We start from the raw sequence: 20,622 nt of genomic DNA on the forward strand, positions 1-20,622 counted from the left end.
ATATCGTCACTTTGTCGTGTTCGCGTCCACTATGCAGTATCTGACACAACACCCCGGACCAGACACCACATGTGTGTCCCGGATGTTTGTCGGTGGTCAATAGCGGCAGGGAAACGCCCGGACCCATTCCGAACCCGGAAGCTAAGCCTGCGTCGCGCCGATGGTACTGCAACCGGGAGGTTGTGGGAGAGTAGGTTACCGCCGACACCAAACGAAAGAATAACTTAATAAGTAGAAGCGCTCGGTAGGGCAGTCACCCGATGACTGTCTTACCGAGCGCTTTAGCATTCTCAGACTTCTGTACGCGCCCAACAACCATGCCAGTGGGAAAGGACTTCGGGAGGATCGATGTTCTACCCTTGTGCGCTAACCCGGTTTTGGGCTATTGCTCCCAGGTGATTATTGTCACTGTCATCGGAGGGTCTAGAATGACGAGCTAGTGTCTGCCTCTTTAGAAAGTTCGGATTTACACCATGCCCTTTAGCTCTTTTGACAGTGCGATTAGTAGCCGCGGTTATGTCACCCCAGAAATGGAGAAGGTGTGGTCCGTTCGCGAGACCATCGCCGGATGGTACGCCGTGGAGGCGTCGTTGGCGGCGGCGCAGGGGCAGGTGGGGATGATCCCGGAATCCGCGGCGGCTGCCATCGTGGACAACGCCACGGTCAGCTCTGAGGTAGAGGAGGCTATTAGCCGGGGCGCAATGGGCAACCCCTTCACCCTGGGCCTGGATGCGCTGCGCGCGGAGCTCCCCGAGGACGCCCGCGGCTGGGTCCACTTCGGGGCGACGACCCAAGACATCCTGGATACCGGGCGCGCGCTGCAGATCAAGGCGAGCTTGGATCTGATCATGCGCACCTTGCGCCGCCTGATCGACGTACTCGTGGACCTAGCGCATGAGCACGCAGATACGGTGATGGTTGCGCGCACCAATGGGCAGTATGCTCTGCCGACCACTTTGGGCTACCGCGTGGCTACGTGGGTCAAGGCGCTGCGCCGTTGCTACGGGCGGCTGCAAATTACGCGCGATCACGTGTTGCTCGTGCAATTCTCCGGCGCGGTGGGCACCTATGCCGCGATGGGAGAATACGGTTCGACTGTCGCACGCCTGGTCGCTCGCCGCTTGGGGCTAGAGTTCGAGGAAATCGCCTGGCACGCACAACGAGATACGATCACGGAGCTTGCGTGTACCGTCAGCATCTACGGCCAAACTTTGGCCAAGATCGCAGAAGACCTCTTTGAGATGCAGCGCTCCGACGCCGGCGAGGCTGAGGAGGAACTAGACCCGCACTTCTCTGGCTCAAGTACTATGCCGCAGAAGCGGAACCCGTTTACGACCATGAAGATCTCCGCAGCCGCGCGTATGGCGGCGGGCGCGGCGTCCACCATGCTGACCCAGACGCCCAGCGCGGATGAGCGCGACCACCGTGCCATTGAGGTCGAGCGCGATTGTTTGCCGCGTATCTTCGCCGCCGTGGAAGGTGCCGGTCGTAAGCTCGAGAAGCTCCTTGGCAACCTTTCTTTCGATGCGGATGCCCTACGTGCCAACGTCGAAGCCGAGGGCGTGTTAACCATGACCGAAGCCATCATGATGGAGTTCGCGAAGGTCATTGGTCACGGACCGGCGCACGACCTAGTCCAGGACTTCGCCACCCAGTACCGGGACACGGGGATTAGCCTGGAAAACTTTGTTGCGGGCCGTCCCGAGGTCGCTGATCAACTGAAGTTCGTGGATCTAACAGAAATCCAACGCCCGGAGAACTATACGGGCCTAGCAAGCGAAATCGCCCGCGCTATTTAGTAGCACGGGCGATTGAGCAGTAGAGGATTACCTACGGCGGAGCAGAAGGGCTGCCAGGATGATGAGCAGGAGGATGCCGCCGCCAGCGGCGATCCACATCAGGTTGATGCCGCCTTCGTCGGAGTCGGATTCCTGAGCCTGCTGGTCGGTGTCGGTGCCTTCAGGCTTCTCGGCCTCAGAAGATTCGGTCTCTTCCTCCTCGGCAGCCGGCGGGGCGTCGGACGGCGGTGGCCCGTCAGCGGTAACTAGGCGCCACTCCGGGCCGTCGAGCTTTTCGCCTTCGACATCGAAACCGATCTTGTAGGGCTGGTCGACACCAGTTGTTCCCTCGCCCACCCCGTAGTTCATGGAGACTCCGATGTAGTAGTCGCCCGCAAGAGATAATTTGCCACCGGCCCTGTTTTTTTCGCGATTGTTAAAGAGGACCGGCTTCTCCGTCGTTGCGGTATCCGAATCAGAGCCCTCCTTGTAAGGAGGGCTGACGGACAAGTCGTCGATTTCAAGACGGTGGGGCGAGTAGATGACCCCCTCGATACGGTCGTAATCCTCGCGCTCCGATTTACCGGTTCGAATGGTCACCACCGGACGTTGGCCCCATTCCACCGGTACCTTATAGAAGCGGTATTCACCTGGCACGATCGTATCGGAGTAGGCGCCGGGCTTGACCTCGACGGCGTCGGAGAAACCGGTACCGCCGGTGATGGGAGCGGCATCATTCAGGGGAAGGTCGGAGTGGTTTTCCTGCTTATTGTTGGAGTCATCCTTAGGGAGGTTTTCCACGGGCTTTTCGTCGGGGATGGGCTCGTACGCGACCTGAACCTCAAAGGACGCTTCGTTATCAACCTCATCATCGCTGTACCACACGTCGTAGCCAAGGTACCACTGGGCGTCGTCGCAGTCGTCGCCCTCAGTGGCTTCTATAGCAGCGACCACAGGATCCGGCGGAGCGTACGCAGTGAGGGAAGTGCTTCCGTCCACTAACCCTATTTCGCCGGCGGTGCAATCCATACCGTTGGAGGTATTATCTATCTCGTCAAGGTGGTAGTAAAGGTCATGGTGAACACCGGAATTACTACCCGCGTCACCGGTGGCGTCGCGGTCAGGGTAACCGGTGACGGAGACGTAGGCGTTGTAGCCTTCGGGGACGGCGACGCGGATGTAGCGCAGGCCTTGGTCCTGGTCGTCGTTGGGGGTCAAGCGGGTGTGGTAGAGGCCTTCGCCCAGCCATTTGGCGTCTTCGACGGTGTCGGCGAACTCGAATTCCGTGCCGGCGGCTTTGTAGGTGTTCACGGCGCGCTGAGACAGGAATTTCAGATCCTCGGTGAGCTTGTCAGCGTCGTCTGCCTGGCGGTACTCGCCGCCGGTGGCTTCGGAGATGCACTCGAGTTCTTCGCGGGCTTCGTCGTCGACCTTGAAGCCGACGGTGTGGATGGCAAGTCCCACTCCGTCGTCGGCCAGTTCCTTGGCCACGGTGCACACCTCTGGCGGTGCGCAGGTATCAATGCCGTCGGAAACCAAGATGATGGAGCGGTCTCCTTCGTCGGGCAGTTCATCTGCGGCGTGGCGCAGGGCGTTGCCCATCGGGGTGTATCCGGTGGGAGTCAGGTCGTCGATACCTTTGCTGAACTTGTCCCGGTCGAGTTTGCCGACGGGGGAGAGGGTCTCAATGTCCTGGCAGCCGACCTCGTGGTTGTCGGGCGCGTCGGTTTCGTTCGCACCGTAGGCGACTAGGCCCATGGTGGCGGTATCGGGCAGTCCGTCGAGGAGTTCGTGGGCGGCCTTTTTGGCTGAGTCCATTCGGGTGCCGTCGCCGTCGGGTTGGAGCATAGAGCTGGAGGCATCCATGATGAGCACCGAGGAAGCTTGGGAGTCGCCTTTGGCGTCGTCTTGCGCGGTAGCGGTCGGTGCCCAGATACCGGTGAAGGCTGCCAGTAGAGCGAGGATCGCGACCAGGGCGGTGACTGGCTGTGGGTATTGTCCTGTTCGTGTCATGGTGTTTCTCGTTTTACTTTCATAAGTGAGATGGGGCACATTAAACATATATTGATCGGACAACTGTCGCTACTTAAGTCGGTTACGGCTTTGTAACAATGCTTAGATATACGAAACTGCCCACGCCAATGGATGACGCGGGCAGTTGGTGAGTTGGGGCTAAGAGAGCTCTGGCGGCTAGAGGATCAACAGGTCGAACTTGGTGGCCTTGACGTCGCTCAGGCGCCTGCGGGCCCGTTCGAGGCGCTGCCACTGGTCCTGGGGGATGGACTTGCGGGCGATGTCGACGACCTCCTGGTCGGGGGTGCCCCACGCGATGGGCATCGGGGAGATCTGCTGCCAGTGGTTCCTGTCCGAGTTAGTGTGGTGCCCGCCGATCGCGGCGACGGGGACCTTGGTACCGACCTTACGGTCTACGCCGGGGATGGAATTTACCCGGCGCAGCGCGGCGCCCCAGCGGGGCTCGGCTTCCGGATCGACGTTGGTGTTGACCAGGGCCAACAGGTACATCTCCCGGTCGGTGACCTCAGCGATGACGCCGGGGGCGAGCGGGTAGGAGTCGTAGAGCTGCTGGGCCGTGCCCACCTTGCGGGAGGAGAGAACGCCGACCACGGCGCACATGATGCCGAACAGGATGATGCCCAGCCCGACAGTAAAACCCCACGCGGACTCGACGAAGTACCAAAGCGCCGCGCCGATAATCACCAGGAGCACGCCCATGATGAGTCCGGACATCAGCAGCCGCTTGGAATCCCGGAGCAGTTCGTTGTGCTTTTTCGCGAAGGCCTCATCGACCTCAAATTTAAAGATCTTCATCGCTACCCAAGTCTACTGCGTCGACCAGACGGTAAGCATATCCCTGCTCCGCGAGGAATCGCTGCCGGTGGAGAGCAAACTCGGCGTCCACGCTGTCGCGGGTGACTACGGTGTAGAACTCGGCTTCGTTATCGTCGGCCTTGGGGCGCAGCAGGCGGCCCAAGCGCTGGGCTTCTTCCTGGCGCGAGCCGAAGGTGCCGGAGACCTGGATGGCCAGGGCGGCCTCCGGGAGATCGATGCTGAAGTTTGCCACCTTGGAGACCACCAGGGTGGTGGTCTCACCGGCGCGGAAAGAGCGGAAGGCCTCCTCGCGCTTGGCGGTCGAGGTGCGGCCGTCAATAACGGGCGCGTCGAGGCGTTCACCGATGGTCTTGAGTTGGTCGATAAAACCGCCGATAATGAGCGTCGGAATACCTGGGTGGGCAGCCACGAGCTGGTCGACCACGCGGTATTTCGCCTCCGCGCTGGCTGCCAGCCGGTATCGGTCCCGCGTCGGCGCGGTCGCGTACGTCATGCGCTCCTCCGGCGTCATTTCCACGCGGACCTCGGTGCACTCGGCGGTGGCGATATATCCGGCGTTTTCCAGGTCCTTCCACGGGGCGTCGTAGCGCTTGGGCCCGATCAGCGAGAAGACGTCACCTTCCAGGCCGTCCTCGCGGATAAGGGTGGCGGTAAGGCCTAGACGGCGCCGCGACTGGAGGTCGGAGGTCATACGGAAGACCGGGGCGGGCAAAAGGTGGACCTCATCGTAGATGATAAGGCCCCAGTCGCGGGAGTCGAACAGATCCAGCGCGGCGTATTCCCCGCGGGTCTTGCGCGTGACTACCTGGTAGGTCGCGATGGTCACCGGCTTGATCTCTTTCTTTTCGCCGGAGTACTCGCCGATCTCCGAGGCGGTCAGGCTCGTGCGGCGCAGCAGCTCATCGCGCCACTGGCGTCCGGCCACCGTGTTGGTCACCAGGATCAGGGTGGTGGCTTGGGCGCGGGCCATCGCGGCGGCGCCGACCAGGGTCTTGCCCGCGCCGCAGGGCAGTACCACCACGCCGGAGCCGCCCTCCCAGAAGGAATCCGTGGCCTGGCGCTGGTAGTCGCGCAGCTGCCAGCCGCTTTCGGTCAGGGCAATCGGGTGGGACTCGCCGTCGACATATCCGGCGGTATCGCTGGCCGGCCAGCCGACCTGCAGCAGCGCCTGCTTCAGGCGGCCGCGGTGGGACGGCGGCACCGCGAAAGTGTTTTCGTCAATCCGGGCGCCCAACAGCGGGGCTACCTTCTTGTGGCGCTCCAGCTCCGCGAGAATGGCCGGTTCCGCCGAGGTGAGGATGAGGCCGTGGGCTGGGTGCTTGTCAATGTTGACGCGGCCGTAGCGCGACATCGTCTCCGCGACGTCGACGAGCAGCGCCTGCGGGACGGGGAAGCGGGAGTAGCTTTCTAGTACATCCACGACTTGTTCGGCGTCGTGGCCGGCGGCGCGGGCGTTCCACAGCGCCAGGGGCGTGATGCGGTAGGTGTGGATATGCTCCGGCGCGCGTTCGAGTTCTGCGAAGGGGGCAAGCGCCCGGCGGGCGCTATCGGCCTCCGGGTGATCGACCTCCAGCAGGACGGTCTTGTCGGATTGGACGATGAGCGGGCCGGGCATAGGGCGGTGGTTCTCCTCGAAAACGGTCGGGGGCAACCTAGCGCGGTTTGAGCCTTGAGGCTGGCTTGAGCCTTGAGGCTGGCTTGAGCCTTGAGGCTGGCTTGAGCCTTGGGGCCTAGCCCTTGAGGGCAGCGCGCCAGGTCATTTTCTTTCCGTTATTGAGGATAGCGCCGCGGTAGATGCGGGCAACCAACCAGATGACCGCGGCGGTGGTTGCTGCGAAAAGCAGGTAGGACAGCGCCAGCTGGGCGGCGCCGAAGTTGCCCACCGCGTACTGCATCGGGGCGGTCAGCATGGAAAACGGCGGCAGCCAGCCGGCCACCTGCAAGAGCGTGGAGTCCAGGCTGTTCCAGCCGAAGGCGGGGACATAGGCGGTGAGGATGAGCAGGATGAGGATCGGGGTCTGCGTGGACTGGAGGTCTTCGGTGCGCTGGATGAGGGAGCCGGCCGCGGCGTAGAGGCTGCCGAAGAAGAGCAGGCCCAGCAGGCAGCCGACCAGCATGACGCCGAAGAGGCCCCAGTCGAGCGAGAAATGGTCCGAGAACTCGGTAAACGCCAGGGCGGCGGCGCCGGCGCCGACGAGCACCAGGGTGGTCACGAAGCCGAAGATGGTAACCCCCAGGATCTTGCCGGCCAGGAAGTCCAGCGGGCGGACGGAGGAGAGGATAATTTCCACCACACGGGAGGACTTCTCCTCGGTCACGCGGCCGCCGACCAGGCTGGCGAAGGTGATGACGGAGAAGATGATGATCATCGCCGCGGCCAGCACGGTCAGCACGGAGAAGATCTCGTCCTCGCTGCTGGCCGCGCCGTCGGTCTCATCCACGCTGACGAGGTTGACCGTGGTCTCCGGCAGCGCTTGGGCGTAGTCGGCGGGGCTAACTCCCAGCTCCTGCAGGGCGGTCTGACTGGAATACGCCTCGACTACCTGGTTGATGGTGGCGGTCATGGTCTGGCTGGGATTCCCGTCCTGACTGATGAGGTCCCAACCCTCGTCGCCGGGGACCAAGGCGGCCTCGGCGTCGCCGTTGCGGACTAGCTCGGCGGCCTGGTCCGCATCGTCAGCCCCGCGGGCGTCCAGCCCGCTGTTGTCGAAGGCCTCGGTGGGCATCTCGACGACGGCGACGGTATCTGGCTCGTCGTCGGAGCCTAAGAAGAAGTTGGCGGCGGTGATGCCGCCGATGGTCACCAGCAGCAAGAGGGCGACGGTGATTTGGACGGCGCGGGTCTTGGCTGTGATGGCCATCTCGCGCTTGGCCACGGTCCAGATGGTGGCGGGGGAAGAATAGCGCATGGGTTTAGGCCTCCTGGGTAGTCGAAGAGACGACGTCGCGGAACAATTCGGTCAGGTCAGGGACCACGCGGCCGAATGCGTGGACGGGCCCGGCCTGGAGGGCGGCACGGAGGATGGTCTGGTCGTCCACGCCCTCGGCGGTGAGCACCACGTGCTCGGGGCCTTCCTCGACGACCTCGCAGCCGGGCGGGTACCAGCCGCGGGCCTCCGTGGCCACGCGGTAGCGCACCGGTCCGGAGGTTCGCAGCTCCTCGACTCCGCCTTCTGCGACGAGCCGGCCGTGGGAGAGGATGCCCACGCGGTCGCACAGGCGCTGGACCAAGTCCAGCTGGTGGGAGGAGAAGAGCACGGCCGCGCCGGAGCGGGCGCGCTCGACGAGCATTTCACTCATGACCTCCACGGCCACCGGGTCGAGCCCGGAGAAGGGCTCGTCCAGGATGAGCACGTCTGGGGAGTGGATAAGCGAGGCGGCCAGCTGCACGCGCTGCTGGTTACCCAGCGACAGATCGTCCAGCTTGTCGTCCTTGCGCTCGCCCAGGCCGAGACGCTCGAGCAGCTCGCCGGCCTTGGCCTTGCCCTCCGAGGTAGGGATGCCGTGGAGGGAGGCGAAGAAGGTCAGCTGGCTTATCAGCGACTCCTTGCCGTAGAGGCCGCGCTCTTCCGGCATGTAACCGATCCGGCGGCGGTTGCTGTCATCCAGCGGCTCGCCGTCCAGGCGGACCTGGCCGGAGTCGGTGGACAGCACGCCCAGCGCGATGCGCATGGTGGTGGACTTACCGGCGCCGTTGGAGCCGACGAAGCCATAAATCTCACCCGCGTCGACGTTGAGCGAAAGATCGTGGAGGACGCGGTGGTCACCGTAGGACTTGTTGAGTTGGTCTAATTCCAGTCGTGGCACAAGGAGGCCTTCCGGGTCGGGTCGATGTTCGTAGTAGAATATTGCATAAACACAATATTGCGTCAAGGGCACTTGCAATATTACCGTCGGAGTAGCTTCGCTGCGTGCCGCGCGGAGGGGCCGGGTCGGCCCGATTAGTCCAGGGCGAGCGAGGTAATCCGGGACAGCGGGATGCGCACGGTCCGCGCCTGGGCGCGGGCGTCGACCTGCCCGCCGGAGACCGTCAGTGGTGTGGCCCGTAAGGACTTCTGCGTCCCGGTCTTGGTGGCATAACCGATGACCACCGCCCGTCCGGAGCGCACGGCCGCCTGTAGCAGATCCAGGTCCGGGCCGGTTGTCGCCGTCGGCTCGTCGGGGCGACCGGCGCGGACGGCGTCGACCGCGGCGTTTAGGGCGGCCGGGGATAGCTGGCTCGCCGAAGGATGGAAGGCCTTGGGCGGGGGCACGGTCGCCCGCGGCGGGGCGACCTGCACCGTTGCGCCGACGGCGTCCTCGGCGGCGGGGCTCAGGCCGGCGCGGTGGAGCTTGTCCAGCAACGTGCGCAGCGGCAGCTGGGACACCGCCACGGTGGGGGCGAGCAGGCGCAGCTCCGGCACGGCGCTCACCGCCTGAGCAAGCACCGCCGGGTCGTCGCTGCGCAGGTACGCGTTGGCCGGGCCGGCGCGCAGGGCGCCGTGGCGCTGGGCGCTATCTTGCACCAGGTAGCTCACCGGCTGCGGGACCTCGCCCGCGGAGTGCTCGGAAAAGAAATCTTGGAAGTCAGCGGCCGACCAGCCGGCGTCGAAGCCGCGGCGCAGCGACTCCTCGCTGAGCCGGTAGGTGCTGGCCAGGCCGGGTGATTCGAGATCGGCAATAAGGGCCAGCTTCGCCTGGACGGGGCTGGTCAGCGGGCCCGGGGCGATGACGCTGAGGTCACCCTGCAGGAGGAAATAGGAAATCTCCTCCGGCGCGAGATCGGTCGCGTTGCCGGTCAGCGCGGTGGTGGCGCGCCCGCGGGCGATAAGACCCAGCCACTGCGCCTCCGCGGCGAGGGCGGCGATGGTCTCCTCGCCGGTGAGAAGCGCGAAAAGCGGCGAGGAAAAGCGCAGCTCGGCGGCAAACTCCTCCGCGCTGAGTGCACGTGCGCGGTGCCGGTAGACCTCCAAAACGCGCTGCCGGTAGCCGGGCAGGTGCGCGTCGACGGCCTCCTTGTCCAAAGGCCGCTTAGCCGACCACGACTGCCACGGGCTGGCCATCCACGCCTCGATGAGCGCCTGCCAGCGCTCGCCCAGGGCCAGATCCTGCCAGTCCGTCGCGGCCGCGGTGGGGGCCAGGAAGTTGCCCTCGTAGCCGGAGGGCTCGCCGCGGCCGAGCAGGCCGGCGCTATAGCCCAGGTGAATCAGCCGGGTGATGCCCGGCTCCGGCAGGCTCAGCGCCTTGGCAAGCTGTTTCACGCTCGCCTTGCCCACGGACTTGTCCTTGAGCAGGCTGACAGGGCTGCGGCCCAGGTGCTCGATTAGGCGCTCGAGCTCGCGGGCGACGTCGAGTCCGCTGGCAGCCCCGGCGGCATCGGCGGCCGGATCCGGGTGTGGTTCCTCGGGCGGGGCAATCGGCTCGAGCGGGATGACTGGGTGCTTTCGCCCGTGGACGGCGCCAAAGACCGCCCGTGGCAGGCGCAGCGTGCCCGGCTCGGGGCGCAGGACGAACCCGCGCTCTTCGAGCTTCGCCACGGGCTCCTTCGCGAACGTGCTGGCCGCGCTGGCGCCGCCGGCGTGGGCAATCCCCTGAAGCACCTCGAGCTGCTCTTCCGGCAGCTGCGCCAGGTCCGCGGGGGGTAACCTCCACCTGGTTAAGCAGCGACCAGCCAGTTGGCAGCGCCGGCATCACCTCGGCTGGCAGCATCACCTTGTCCGGGCTGGTGCGGTAAAGCAGGGCGCGCTCGCACAGCGCGTCGGTGATGGGAGCCGCCGCGACCGTGGTGGCGTCGACCTCTTCTAGCTCCGCGCCGAGGTTGGCCGCGCGTTCCAGCGCAGCTAACAGGTCAGCCGAGCAGTTGCCCAGCGTGCGGGCGATGGAGGTGCGCAGCAGCAAACGGGTGGCTAGTGGCGCCGGCCCCGGTGGAGGAGGGACCGCGGCGTCGGGGCGGTGCCCGAACAAAGTAGTGAGCTGATCCGAGTCCAAATTAGCGAGGAAATCCCGGTACTGCGCGGTGCGGCTGGGGCCAGAAGGGGTGATACTCATCGTGGAAGACAAGTTTAGTGCCATTTGAGTTACTTTTTTCGCGCGGGTTTGGCACAATAAGGAGTATGTCGAATGTAGAGAAGAAGGGCTTTGTTTCTCCGGCTTGGCCGCAGAACATGGAAGGCCGCGAACACGCCATTACCGAAGTTGCCGCTCCGTTTGCGGGTGCCTCCAGCCCGTACGGTGACGACACCGTCCTGCCGCTGCCGGCAGACAAGCTGAACTACGTGCATCCCTACACGCGCATCAACAAGTAGTTCACCCGTAACAATGCCCGGTCTGCGGACCGGGCATTGTGCTATGCCTTAGCCACTCCTTGCGACGGAGGTGCGGGGGTTGACCTGGGCACGTGGCTCTAGGTTCTGCTGTAGAAATGCCAAAAGGCGCCACCCGGGGTGGGTGGCGCCTTTCTTTTGCTTGTTGGAGATGACTCCGGCCGGGGCGGGACCGGCGTGGACCTTTCTTAGAGGTTCAGGATGGAGTCGATCTGGCCGCGGTTAGCGGTGTAGAAAGCGTTGAAGTCGTGGCGGTTGGCCTCGTAGAACTGCTGGATTGGGGCCGGGACCTGGATGCCGTAGGTGGCCAGCTTGGACTTCACGGCGTTGTAGAGGGCGTCGACGGCGAGTTCGCTGGAGCCAGCGTTCGCGGCCTCCTTGACGGCGGCCGGGGCGTTTGCCGGAGCGGCCGGAGCCGGGGCGGCGTTCGGGTGAGCGCGGTCGGTCGGGGCGGAGTTCAGGCCCAGGCTAGCGGAGCAGGCCGGCCATGCGCCCCAGCCCTGGTTAGCCAGGACTTTCTCGGCGACGAAGATCTGCTGCTCACGGGTAGCGCCATCGGCGGTCGGGGCGAACTCGTTGCCGCCGTAGGCCTGCCAGGTGCCAGCGTTGAACTGCAGGCCACCGTAGTAGCCGTTGCCGGTGTTGATGTTCCAGTTGCCGCCGGCCTCACACTGAGCCAGGCGGTCCCAGTCGGAGTCCGGAGCGGCCGAGGCGGTCGGTGCCATGATGGCAGCGGCGGCACCGACAGCGACGGTGCTAGCCGCGAACTTGGTGGCTACGGAAGTAGTCTTTGCCGAGTGGCGTCCCATTGTTGAAGGTCCTCTCTATTTCCCCGGTCGGTTACAATTCTTTTGCACGGAAAAATTTGGCCGCCGGCGCGGGAAGACGGTTAGTCGGGGATGTCTTCGACCAACGCAGCGGCCAAGTGCCTCGACGACAGACTATCGGTTTATAACGAAAGTGTCACGTTCTCGACACTTTTCGGCACACGGGGGCGGGGCCCGAGTGGTGCGTGTGAAAACCTTAAAGTGGAAACCGCAGGTGAGGCGATCGGCCCCCAGGGAAAAGTTATCCATGTGAGATGAGTCACCACGGTGTTGTTGTGGGCCAATTATTGACTTCATTTTCGGGGCCGCCAGGGGTTAGAATGGTGAGTTCCATTATGAGAAAAAGAAAGTGGTGAACCAACGTGCCCATCGGTAAGGTCAGGTGGTTTGACGCGGAGAAGGGCTTCGGCTTTGCCTCCAACCCGGGGGATGAGGACGTCTACATCGGCCGCAACGTGCTGCCCAAGGGCGTGACCGAGTTGTACCCTGGCCAGCGTATTGAATTCGATTTCGCGGCCGGCCGCCGCGGCCCGCAGGCGCTGCGCGTGAAGGTGCTGGATAGCCCGCGCCGCCGCAGCCCCGGCCGCAAGCCGGAAGAGCTTGGCAGCATGATCTCGGACGTGATGACCGTGCTGGAGACACAAGTGCAGCCGGCCTTAAGCGCCGGGCGTTACCCGGAGCGTAAGACCGGCCGGCAGGTCGCAGAGATCCTGCGCGCCATCGCCAAGGACCTGGACAGCTAGGCCCCGCGGCTGGACAGTTGGGCCCGCGCTGGATGGTCCGCCCAGCGCCTGGGCGGCTAGTTGTTCTGCTCCTGCGCGGCGCGCTCGGCCTCGGACATCGTCGATAGCGACCAGACCGTGGTGTAGGGGGTTTCCTCCCCGTCAGCGTCCGTGCCGATCATGATGGAGGAGACCTCTACCACCATCAGCTTCGGGCGTTCCTGCTTGTCCCCGGATGTGGATTCCTCAATCGGATCCACGGAACCGGGGATTTCTACTGTCTCGGTGTCGTAGGCGCCGTGCGTGGTCTCGTCGTTGGCGGCCGGGTCGTCGTAGATGCTCAGGACCCGCCACTCGTGGTTATGGATGGCCTCCGGGATATCTAGCACCAGCTTGTCGTTGGGGCCGACCTCCAGGTTGGGGACGTCCTTTTCCTCGCACTCCGTTCCCGGCTCGCAGGACATATACGGGTGGACCTCGAGCTCCTTGTCGCCGACGTGGGCGGTAACCGCTACCTCTTCCGGCTCCGGACCCGGGCGGCTGTTCCACCAGTTCTGGAACAGCACCACCGCCACCACGATGACGATGACGGCGATGATCAGCGCCAAGACCTGGATCAGTTGCTTGCGTTTTGCCTCTTTGCGGGTGGCCATGGGCATAGATCTTACTCGAAGGTCACGCGGTACAGATCCGGCCACCGCTTACCGGTTAGGTAGTACTCGTCGGTGCCCGGGATATGGGCGATCCCGTTGAGCACGTTGTCGGGGTTAGGCGCGGCGTTGTTGGCCAGCCCCGAGGCGTCGATGACGGCGTCGACCGTCCCGGTGGCTGGGTCGATGCGCAGGATGTCGGTGGAAAACCAGACGTTGGCGTAGATCTGCCCGTCGACGCATTCGAGCTCGTTGATCTCATCGATCTCTTCGCCGTCCAAGGTCACCGTGACCCGATCCAGCTCGTCGAAGTTGTCGCGGTCCACGAAGCGCAGGGTGGAGGTGCCGTCGGAGAGTGCTAGCCGGTCGCCCATATCGCACAGGCCCCAGCCCTCGCCGGAATACTCCGCGGATCCGGTGGTTTCGAGGGTATCCGCGTCGAAGGACAACGCCGTGCCCGACTTCCATGTCAGCTGCCAGAGCGTGTCGCCGCTACGGGTGATGCCTTCGCCGAACTGATCGTCTGCTAGCGCGGTCGACTTCTGCGGGGAGGTCTCGCCCGGGACCAGCCGGTGCACGCCGGATTCGCCGTAGCGCCCGGTGCCCACCAGCAGGTTGCCGTCTTTGCCCACCTCGAGGCCCTGCGTGAACAGGCTCTCGTCGTAGTCGAGGCGCTCCACCACCCGCGCCTGAAGGCGCTCGACCGCGGGGGCGGCAGTGGTGGCGGCCCCGTCTTCCGGGGCGGAGGCAGCGTGATCTGCGCCGCGGTCGGTGTCCGGGGCGGCGCTGCAGGCGCTCAAGGCCAGGCCGGCGCAGACCAGAAGCGCGCCTAACCGGCGCGTTTGCTGATGATTGCGGGGGCGCTGGCGGTGACGTGGTGGCGACAGGAGGGAACCCATACACCATATTGTGCCGCATATGCACCATAATGATTCGATGTGTCCTCTAAAAAGCTCCAATTCACCTCCACCAACCCGCTGCTGGGCCCCGCGGCCGTCGAGACCGCTCGTTGGGCCCTGGAAGAACTAGGCGACGGCGACGTCGGCCGCCACATCGGCGTCGGCGGGCTGAGTCCGCACGCGGTCACCCACCGTTTTGCCGCGGACGTGCCCGGCTACCACGGGTGGGAATGGCAGGCGGTCCTGGCCTGCGCCGCCGGCAGCGACGAGGTCACCGTCAGCGAGCTGGCCCTCGTCCCCGGCGGGGAGGCCCTGCAGGCGCCCGATTGGGTGCCGTACACCGACCGGGTGCGCCCCGGGGATCTGGAGCCGGGCGACGTCATGCCGCCCGCGCCGGGGGATAGCCGCCTCGGCGATGACGGCACGCTAAGCCAGGCCGGCTGGAAGGAGGCGGCTAAGCGCTGGCAGGCTGCTTACGGGCCGGAAGCGCCTATGGCCGCCCAGGCGCACCTGCAGTGTGCGACTTGCGCGTTCTTCCTGCCGCTGAAGGACAACTTCGGCGTGTGCGCCAACGAGTACTCCGCGGACGGGTGCGCCGTCCACGCCCGTTACGGCTGCGGCGCCCACTCCCAGACCACCATCGCCCCGGAGTCGGCGGTGGACCCGGACACCGTCTTCGACGACGAAGCGCCCTTCTATTAATCCTTAGCTGTCACCGGCAGCAGTAGCTGTTGCCGCAATCGTTATTGTAGAAAGCGTCGCTGTTGCCGCCCCGGAGGATTTCGGCGGGGCGGGGGTGGAGGATTTTGTGCGCGGGGCTGACAAGTATGAAACTGTTAGCGGTAAATCAGTAGGGCACGGTGACATAAGTAAAGGGAAGTCAGCTCCATGCGCGCGACGCTCGATCGCTATTTCAAAATATCCGAACGCGGATCCACCATTGGCACCGAGATTCGAGGCGGGACCGTCTCGTTTTTCGCGATGGCCTATATCATCCTCCTCAACCCGCTCATCCTGGGCACCTCCCCGGACGTCGAGGGCAACACCCTGGGAGTGCCCCAGGTAGCAGCCGCCACCGCGCTCGTGGCCGGGGTGATGACCATCGCCTTCGGTGCCATCGCTAACTATCCCTTCGCTTTTGCCGCCGGCCTGGGGCTGAATACCTTCGTGGCGGTCAGTCTCGTGGCCACGGAGGGCCTGACCTGGTCGGAGGCCATGGGCCTGGTGGTCATCGACGGCATCATCATCGTCATCCTGGCGGTCTCCGGCTTCCGCACCGCGGTCTTCAAGGCCATCCCGGCCTCCATGAAGGCCGCGATGGGCGTGGGCATCGGCATGTTCATCGCCATGATCGGCTTCGTCGACGGCGGTTTCGTCACCCGCGTGCCGGACGCGGCGAATACCACCGTGCCGGTCAGCCTGGGCATCAACGGTTCCATCTCCACCTGGCCGAGCCTGGTCTTCGTGCTGGGGCTTATCATCTGCGCAGCCCTGGTCATCCGCAACGTGCCCGGCGGGCTGTTCATCGGCATTATCGCCACCACGATCATCGCCATGGTCGTCGAAGCGCTCACCGGCGCCGGCTCCGCCGCGGAGAACACCGGCGGCTGGAACATGGCGGTGCCGAAGGTGCCGGACTCCCTGGGCGGGCTGCCGGACCTGTCGATCGTCGGCGCCGTCGACCTGCTGGGGGCGTTCAGCCGTATCGGCGTGGTCGCCGCGACCCTGCTGGTTTTCGCCCTGGTGCTGACCAACTTCTTCGACGCCATGGGCACCATGACGGCCCTCGGCCGCCACGGCAACCTGACCGATTCCGAGGGCAACCTGCCGAACCTGAAGAAGGCGCTGGTCGTCGAGGGCTTCGGCGCCGTCGGCGGCGGCCTGGGCTCGGCGTCGTCGAACACCGTCTTCGCGGATTCCTCCGCCGGTATCGGCGACGGCGCGCGCACCGGCCTGGCCAACATCACCACCGGCGTCCTGTTCATCCTGGCGATGTTCCTGACCCCGCTCTACGAGGTCGTGCCCATCGAGGCCGCCTCCTCGGTGCTCGTGGTGGTCGGCGTCATGATGGCCGGCCAGCTTACCGCCATCGAGTGGAACAAGATGTACGTGGCCATCCCGGCCTTTTTGACCATCGTCGTGATGCCCTTTACCTACTCCATCGCCAACGGCATCGGCATCGGGTTTATCTCCTTTGCTCTGATGTCCACCTTCGCCGGCAAGGCCAAGGAAATCCACTGGCTGATGTGGCTCATTTCCGGCTTGTTCGTGGTCTACTTCGCCATGGATCCCATCATGAGTCTGGTGGAATAGCGTGCGCTAGATTAGGGGGCATGGATAGAACTTTCATCGCCGACCCGAACGACCCTCGCCTGGACGATATCCGGGACTTGAACAAGTCCGATAAGTCCGGCGAGGGTTTAGTCATTGCGGAGGGCCATCTGGTGGTCTCCCGCCTGGTCGAGTCCTCGTTCCCGGTGCGTTGCCTGGTGGGCTTTCCGCAGAAGATCGACCAGTACGTCGAGACCTACGGCGAGCCCGGCTGCCCAGTCTACGAGGTCGAGCGGGACACGCTGGCCCAAGTCGCCGGATTCGACATGCACCGCGGGCTCGTCGCCGCCGCGGACCGCGCGCTGCTGCCGGCAGTCGGGGACGTGGTGGACAAGGCGCGCACGGTGGTCGTGCTCGAGGGTGTAGGCGACCACGAAAACATCGGCTCCATCTTCCGCAACGCGGCGGGCCTGGGCGTGGACGCGGTCTTGCTGGGCAGCGGCGCGGCCGATCCCCTCTACCGGCGCAGCGTGCGCGTGTCCATGGGGCACGTGTTGCGCCTGCCTTTTGCCCGCTTCGAGGGCGGGTACACTACCTGGCAGCGTTCGCTGGACGTGCTGCGCGATGCCGGCTTCCGGCTGGTCTCGCTGACCCCGGGTGGGGACACGCACATCGCCGACGCCGTCGCCGGGGCGGAGAAGGTGGCGCTGCTCGTCGGCGCGGAGGGCCCGGGGCTGACCGAGCACGCGATGCGCGCGACCGACGTGCGCGCGAGTATCCCCATGGCGCAGCACACGGATTCGCTCAACGTGGCCACCGCCGCGGCCGTGGCTTTCTATGAGCGCCAGCGGTCCTTGAGGGACTGAGAGACCTTGCGCGAGGCCTTGGACCACCACTTGTTCGCGGTGGAGCTCACGCGCCGGGCGGCGGCCGCAGACGCCTGCGCCAGGGCGCGGAACTCGTCGCCAGTGGATTCCTCCTCGGCCGCGGCGTCCTCGTAGTCGTCGTAGTCGGTGTTGCCTGGGCCGATGCCCAGCTTCGACGTCGACGCCGAGGTCACCCGCGCGATGGTGGGGCGCTTCGGCTTGTCAATCTTCGGCTCCGGGCGCCCGTCCACGGCGTAGCCCACCACGTCCAGGTCCGGGCCCTGGGCGCTGATGTCGACGCCCAGCCAGCTGCGCTGGGCCTCTTCCATCAGGTCCCGCGGGCGGAAGGGCAGGGCGATGCCGCCGGTGGAGTCGTTGTGCTCGCCGGCCCAGTAGGGGCCCTCGAAGGGCTCGGGAAGGCCGGAGTCTTCCAGCACCTCCAGGCGGGTGCAGCACAGCGAGCGCTTGAGCTCGCCGTTGTGGAAGTGCGCGAAGCCGGCATAGGTGTCCTCGTCGTGGTGGACGAAGGTGTAGAGGTTTTCCCACGGCGCCGCCTTGCGCAGAGCCTGCGGCAGCTGGGAGAGGATGATGCCCTCGCCCTCAATCACCGTCTGGACCACCGTCACGCCCGGGTAGCCGCCGATGTAGTACTCGGCGCTGTCGGCGGGGGCGGAGCGGTTAAAAGGGAACTGTCCGATGGGAGTGATGGGGAAGGCCGGGTTGAGCTGGGCCAGGAACTTGCGGCCATAGCCGCGGTCGGCTTTGGGCTCAGCTTCGAGAACGGCGGCGGGGTTGGGGGAGGTCACGTACCACAAGGTAATGACGGCGCGGGAAAAATCCATGATCCTGGTAGTCGCTTAGTTTTTCGGGCGCTTGGTGTTGGCACGCACGCCGAGTAGCACGTCCTCCCAGTGTGGGGTCACGGCCTTACGGCGGCGCTTAGTCGGCTTCTTTTCCGGATCCGGGTTTTGGAGGAATTCCTCCGGGGAGTTTTCCTCCGCACCGCTACGTTCCGCGGAGCCGGAGCGGTCGCGGTCGTCGTCGCCGGAGTCCGCGGTGGCGGAGTCCGTGGGCGCGGAGGCGTCGTGCAGGGACTCGCCGTTGGCAGCGGAAACGGCCGCGGCGTCGTGCTCGTCGTCCCAGTCGTCGCCCAGCACCGCGGTCTCGTAGCGGTTGCCGCGTCCCACCGAGGTCAGCGAGCGCACTGGCTGTGCAAAGTCCGGGTCGGTTAGGTCTGCGGCCACGGAGTTGCGGGCCTCGACGGTCGGCTCGGAGGTCATGGTCTGCTTGAACAGCCACTCGGCCTCGTTGTCGGACAGGCCGGCGCGCCAGCGCAGGCAGATCACCCAGGGCTCGCCCTTCTCGCGGTAGGCGTCCCACTCGGCCTCGGCCAGGGTGTGCCCGCGGGCGGCGAAGGCGGTAGCCAGCACCTCCCAGAGGGTCAGCTTGGCCGGGCCGTCCTCGCGGACCGGGTGGGCCTGCTTGGCCATGTCCGCTACCCGGTAGCGCTCCAGCATTACCGGGTGGGCGAAGGATTCGAGGCGGGACTTGTCCACGCCCAGTTCCTCGGCCAGGCTGGCTGCCGATGCACCGGCCCGGATGCGGTGCTGAATCTCCGCTGGGCGCAGTGGCAGGGTCTTCTTGGACTCCGCGTGCGTGGCGGGCAGGGTCCGGCCCGTGGCCGAAGCCCCCGACGGCGACGCCGCGTGCAGGCGCGTCGGCGTGCTGGCGGCGCGAGCCGGGGAGCTTTCTCCCCGCTCGGCCTCGGAGTCTGTGCCGGTAGCGTCGGAATCCTGCGAGCTGTCAGCGTTTTCATTCCCGGCGCTGGTCTCGTCATCCGTAGGGCGGATGGTTGAGGCTAGCGTGGAGCGGGTCGCGTCGTCGACGGCGAGGAAGAATTCCTCCCCATCGTCGGAGCGCAACACCAGGGATGATTCGGTTGAGTCGCTGTTAACTAAAAACAGCTCGCGCATGCGAGTCTCCTTCAGCCGTGGAGGACAGGGTTACTTGTGATGGGCTCCACTGTAGTCGACCCAAGGCAGAATTTATGCCAAGTCAGTGGGTATGTTGGCGGCACCGGCCTCCAGGCAGTAGTCGATAGCCTGGGTTAGGGTGTGGATGTCTTCCGGCTCGATGGCGGGGAACATGCCCACGCGCAACTGGTTGCGGCCGAGCTTGCGGTAGGGCTCGACGTCCAGGATTCCGTTAGAGCGCAGGACGGCAGCCAGGCGGGTGGCGTCGATGGTCTCGTCGAAGTCGATGGTGCCGACCACCAGCGAGCGGGCCGCCGGAGCCTGCACGAAGGGCTGGGCCAGAGCGTGGCCGTCCGCCCAGCCGTAGAGGATCTCGGAGGAAGCGCGGGTGCGCTGCGTCATGCCGTCCAGGCCGCCGTTGTCGTTCATCCAGCGGACCTGCTCGTCCAGAAGTAGCAGCGTGCCGATGGCCGGGGTGTTGTACGTCTGGTTCTTGCGCGAGTTGGTCACCGCGGTCTTGAGATCCAGAAACTCCGGGACGTAGCGATCCGTGGCGGCGATCTTGTCGACCCGCTCGAGGGCGGCGGGGGAGAAGGCTGCCAGCCACAGGCCGCCGTCGGCGGCGAAGCACTTCTGCGGGGAGAAGTAGTAGGCGTCCGTGGCGCTGATGTCGACGGGCAGGCCGCCGGCGCCGGAGGTGGCATCGACCAGCACCAGCTGGTCCCCGTCGGCCTTCGGCCGGGCGACCGGGACCATCGCGCCGGTGGAGGTTTCGTTATGCGCCCAGGCCACGCAGTCGCAGTCCGTGGTGTCCGCGTGGAGGGGATCCGGGGCCGAGCCGACCGGGGCCTCGGTGATGACCGGCTCTTCCAGCCACGGGGCCTTGGCGGTGGCCTTGGCGAACTTCGAGGAAAACTCCCCGTAGGTCAGGTGGGCGCTGCGGCGCTCGATGAGCCCGAAGGCCGCGGAGTTCCAGAAGGCCGTGGCCCCGCCCAGGGACAGGACGAGCTCGTAGCCCTCCGGCAGTTGGAAGAGCGCGCTGAGGCCCTCGCGGATGGAGCCCACCAGGTTTTTTACGGCGGGCTGCCGGTGTGAGGTGCCCATGATGTCCTGGCCGTGCCGGGCGAGGTAGTCGATCTGGGCGGGGCGCACCTTGGACGGTCCGCAGCCGAAGCGTCCATCGGTGGGCAGAAGTTCAGTTGGCAAAGTTAACTCGGGCGTCGTCATGCGCATAGCCTAAACGGCGACCAACCTATTTTCTGTCAGTTATTAGAATTTAACCTAGAATGGGTGTATCGGTAACGGGAAACGAGGCGGTAGCGGCATTTAGCAGGACGCTTGTCCGGTTGGTGTAGTAGGGGTCACAGATAATTGGTAAAGTGGTGCCTGGTATGCCCGAACGCTTTTAGGGCATAGTATCGCTGGGTAAAGCCGACCGCATCTTTTTCTCTGGCTCCCAAGCGCGTAAAGGATTACAGAAAGGA

Annotated in this window: 18 protein-coding genes and 1 rRNA gene; 7 read left to right on the forward strand and 12 right to left on the reverse strand. The window is 65.1% G+C overall.

The window, feature by feature from the left end:
- Positions 1 to 88: 88 nt before the first annotated feature.
- Both rrf and CCONF_RS03570 read left to right on the forward strand, forming a co-directional pair.
- Positions 89 to 207 (forward strand): 5S ribosomal RNA (gene rrf, locus CCONF_RS03565).
- A 266-nt stretch (positions 208 to 473) separates the two neighbouring features.
- Positions 474 to 1,799, forward strand: coding sequence for a lyase family protein (locus tag CCONF_RS03570; RefSeq protein WP_290225284.1), 1,326 nt, complete (start codon positions 474 to 476; stop codon positions 1,797 to 1,799).
- 27 nt (positions 1,800 to 1,826) lie between these two features.
- Here CCONF_RS03570 and CCONF_RS03575 read toward each other — a convergent pair whose 3' ends face one another.
- From CCONF_RS03575 to CCONF_RS03600, 6 genes are all read right to left on the reverse strand, one after another.
- Positions 1,827 to 3,791, reverse strand: coding sequence for a vWA domain-containing protein (locus tag CCONF_RS03575; protein WP_290225286.1), 1,965 nt, complete (start codon positions 3,789 to 3,791; stop codon positions 1,827 to 1,829).
- A 177-nt stretch (positions 3,792 to 3,968) separates the two neighbouring features.
- Positions 3,969 to 4,607 (reverse strand): DUF3239 domain-containing protein, encoded by a 639-nt coding sequence (locus CCONF_RS03580; protein WP_290225287.1) that lies wholly within the window; start codon positions 4,605 to 4,607, stop codon positions 3,969 to 3,971.
- The gene (locus CCONF_RS03585; protein WP_290225290.1) at positions 4,594 to 6,243 is read right to left on the reverse strand and encodes a DNA repair helicase XPB; all 1,650 of its coding nucleotides are present in this window, start codon (positions 6,241 to 6,243) and stop codon (positions 4,594 to 4,596) included. Before CCONF_RS03585 ends, CCONF_RS03580 begins: the two co-directional genes overlap by 14 nt.
- A 115-nt stretch (positions 6,244 to 6,358) precedes the next feature.
- Positions 6,359 to 7,537: an ABC transporter permease gene (locus CCONF_RS03590; protein WP_290225291.1), complete on the reverse strand. Its 1,179-nt coding sequence runs from the start codon at positions 7,535 to 7,537 to the stop codon at positions 6,359 to 6,361.
- Positions 7,538 to 7,541: 4 nt separating this feature from the next.
- Positions 7,542 to 8,435 carry an ABC transporter ATP-binding protein gene (locus tag CCONF_RS03595; protein WP_290225294.1) on the reverse strand — a complete coding sequence of 298 codons (894 nt, stop codon included), beginning with the start codon at positions 8,433 to 8,435 and terminating at the stop codon, positions 7,542 to 7,544.
- Positions 8,436 to 8,569: 134 nt separating this feature from the next.
- On the reverse strand, positions 8,570 to 10,144 hold the full coding sequence (locus CCONF_RS03600) for a helicase-associated domain-containing protein (RefSeq protein ID WP_290225296.1): 1,575 nt from the start codon (positions 10,142 to 10,144) through the stop codon (positions 8,570 to 8,572).
- 576 nt (positions 10,145 to 10,720) lie between these two features.
- Here CCONF_RS03600 and CCONF_RS03605 point away from each other — a divergent pair.
- Complete coding sequence (locus tag CCONF_RS03605; RefSeq protein WP_290225299.1) at positions 10,721 to 10,912, forward strand: hypothetical protein; 192 nt, start codon at positions 10,721 to 10,723, stop codon at positions 10,910 to 10,912.
- 206 nt (positions 10,913 to 11,118) lie between these two features.
- Here the strand turns inward: CCONF_RS03605 and CCONF_RS03610 are convergent, their stop codons facing one another.
- Positions 11,119 to 11,739, reverse strand: coding sequence for a resuscitation-promoting factor Rpf1 domain-containing protein (locus CCONF_RS03610; protein ID WP_070769345.1), 621 nt, complete (start codon positions 11,737 to 11,739; stop codon positions 11,119 to 11,121).
- A 380-nt stretch (positions 11,740 to 12,119) separates the two neighbouring features.
- Here CCONF_RS03610 and CCONF_RS03615 point away from each other — a divergent pair, with 380 nt between their 5' ends.
- A complete protein-coding gene (locus CCONF_RS03615; protein ID WP_290225302.1) occupies positions 12,120 to 12,500 on the forward strand; it encodes a cold-shock protein in 381 nt (126 codons plus the stop codon).
- A 56-nt stretch (positions 12,501 to 12,556) separates the two neighbouring features.
- On the opposite strand, the gene CCONF_RS03620 is transcribed toward CCONF_RS03615, so the two are convergent.
- Both CCONF_RS03620 and CCONF_RS03625 read right to left on the reverse strand, forming a co-directional pair.
- Positions 12,557 to 13,132: a DUF2771 domain-containing protein gene (locus tag CCONF_RS03620; protein ID WP_290225305.1), complete on the reverse strand. Its 576-nt coding sequence runs from the start codon at positions 13,130 to 13,132 to the stop codon at positions 12,557 to 12,559.
- 11 nt (positions 13,133 to 13,143) lie between these two features.
- A complete protein-coding gene (locus tag CCONF_RS03625) occupies positions 13,144 to 14,028 on the reverse strand; it encodes a glutaminyl-peptide cyclotransferase (protein WP_290225308.1) in 885 nt (294 codons plus the stop codon).
- 39 nt (positions 14,029 to 14,067) lie between these two features.
- Here CCONF_RS03625 and CCONF_RS03630 point away from each other — a divergent pair, with 39 nt between their 5' ends.
- From CCONF_RS03630 to CCONF_RS03640, 3 genes are all read left to right on the forward strand, one after another.
- Positions 14,068 to 14,730, forward strand: coding sequence for a DUF3027 domain-containing protein (locus CCONF_RS03630; RefSeq protein ID WP_290225310.1), 663 nt, complete (start codon positions 14,068 to 14,070; stop codon positions 14,728 to 14,730).
- A gap of 186 nt (positions 14,731 to 14,916) precedes the next feature.
- On the forward strand, positions 14,917 to 16,341 hold the full coding sequence (locus CCONF_RS03635) for an NCS2 family permease (RefSeq protein ID WP_290225311.1): 1,425 nt from the start codon (positions 14,917 to 14,919) through the stop codon (positions 16,339 to 16,341).
- Between the two features lie 20 nt (positions 16,342 to 16,361).
- The gene (locus CCONF_RS03640; RefSeq protein ID WP_290225313.1) at positions 16,362 to 17,165 is read left to right on the forward strand and encodes a TrmH family RNA methyltransferase; all 804 of its coding nucleotides are present in this window, start codon (positions 16,362 to 16,364) and stop codon (positions 17,163 to 17,165) included.
- Here the strand turns inward: CCONF_RS03640 and CCONF_RS03645 are convergent.
- From CCONF_RS03645 to serC, 3 genes are all read right to left on the reverse strand, one after another.
- Positions 17,135 to 18,007, reverse strand: a complete 873-nt coding sequence (locus CCONF_RS03645; protein WP_290225316.1) for a DUF6928 family protein — start codon at positions 18,005 to 18,007, stop codon at positions 17,135 to 17,137. The genes CCONF_RS03640 and CCONF_RS03645 overlap by 31 nt on opposite strands.
- 15 nt (positions 18,008 to 18,022) lie before the next feature.
- A complete protein-coding gene (sepH, locus tag CCONF_RS03650) occupies positions 18,023 to 19,138 on the reverse strand; it encodes a septation protein SepH (protein WP_290225317.1) in 1,116 nt (371 codons plus the stop codon).
- Between the two features lie 72 nt (positions 19,139 to 19,210).
- A complete protein-coding gene (serC, locus tag CCONF_RS03655) occupies positions 19,211 to 20,365 on the reverse strand; it encodes a phosphoserine transaminase (RefSeq protein ID WP_290225319.1) in 1,155 nt (384 codons plus the stop codon).
- Positions 20,366 to 20,622 lie beyond the last annotated feature (257 nt).

The sequence above is a fragment of the Corynebacterium confusum genome, assembly GCF_030408715.1.
GTDB classification, from domain to species: domain Bacteria; phylum Actinomycetota; class Actinomycetes; order Mycobacteriales; family Mycobacteriaceae; genus Corynebacterium; species Corynebacterium confusum.

Bases quoted from the DNA above. Each gene is read 5' to 3' on its own strand.
- CCONF_RS03570 (WP_290225284.1), top strand. From the start codon at position 474: ATGCCCTTTAGCTCTTTTGACAGTGCGATTAGTAGCCGCGGTTATGTC.
- CCONF_RS03575 (WP_290225286.1), bottom strand. From the start codon at position 3,791: ATGACACGAACAGGACAATACCCACAGCCAGTCACCGCCCTGGTCGCG.
- CCONF_RS03580 (WP_290225287.1), bottom strand. From the start codon at position 4,607: ATGAAGATCTTTAAATTTGAGGTCGATGAGGCCTTCGCGAAAAAGCAC.
- CCONF_RS03585 (WP_290225290.1), bottom strand. From the start codon at position 6,243: ATGCCCGGCCCGCTCATCGTCCAATCCGACAAGACCGTCCTGCTGGAG.
- CCONF_RS03590 (WP_290225291.1), bottom strand. From the start codon at position 7,537: ATGCGCTATTCTTCCCCCGCCACCATCTGGACCGTGGCCAAGCGCGAG.
- CCONF_RS03605 (WP_290225299.1), top strand. From the start codon at position 10,721: ATGTCGAATGTAGAGAAGAAGGGCTTTGTTTCTCCGGCTTGGCCGCAG.
- CCONF_RS03610 (WP_070769345.1), bottom strand. From the start codon at position 11,739: ATGGGACGCCACTCGGCAAAGACTACTTCCGTAGCCACCAAGTTCGCG.
- CCONF_RS03620 (WP_290225305.1), bottom strand. From the start codon at position 13,132: ATGGCCACCCGCAAAGAGGCAAAACGCAAGCAACTGATCCAGGTCTTG.
- CCONF_RS03625 (WP_290225308.1), bottom strand. From the start codon at position 14,028: ATGGGTTCCCTCCTGTCGCCACCACGTCACCGCCAGCGCCCCCGCAAT.
- CCONF_RS03635 (WP_290225311.1), top strand. From the start codon at position 14,917: ATGCGCGCGACGCTCGATCGCTATTTCAAAATATCCGAACGCGGATCC.
- CCONF_RS03640 (WP_290225313.1), top strand. From the start codon at position 16,362: ATGGATAGAACTTTCATCGCCGACCCGAACGACCCTCGCCTGGACGAT.
- CCONF_RS03645 (WP_290225316.1), bottom strand. From the start codon at position 18,007: ATGGATTTTTCCCGCGCCGTCATTACCTTGTGGTACGTGACCTCCCCC.
- sepH (WP_290225317.1), bottom strand. From the start codon at position 19,138: ATGCGCGAGCTGTTTTTAGTTAACAGCGACTCAACCGAATCATCCCTG.
- serC (WP_290225319.1), bottom strand. From the start codon at position 20,365: ATGACGACGCCCGAGTTAACTTTGCCAACTGAACTTCTGCCCACCGAT.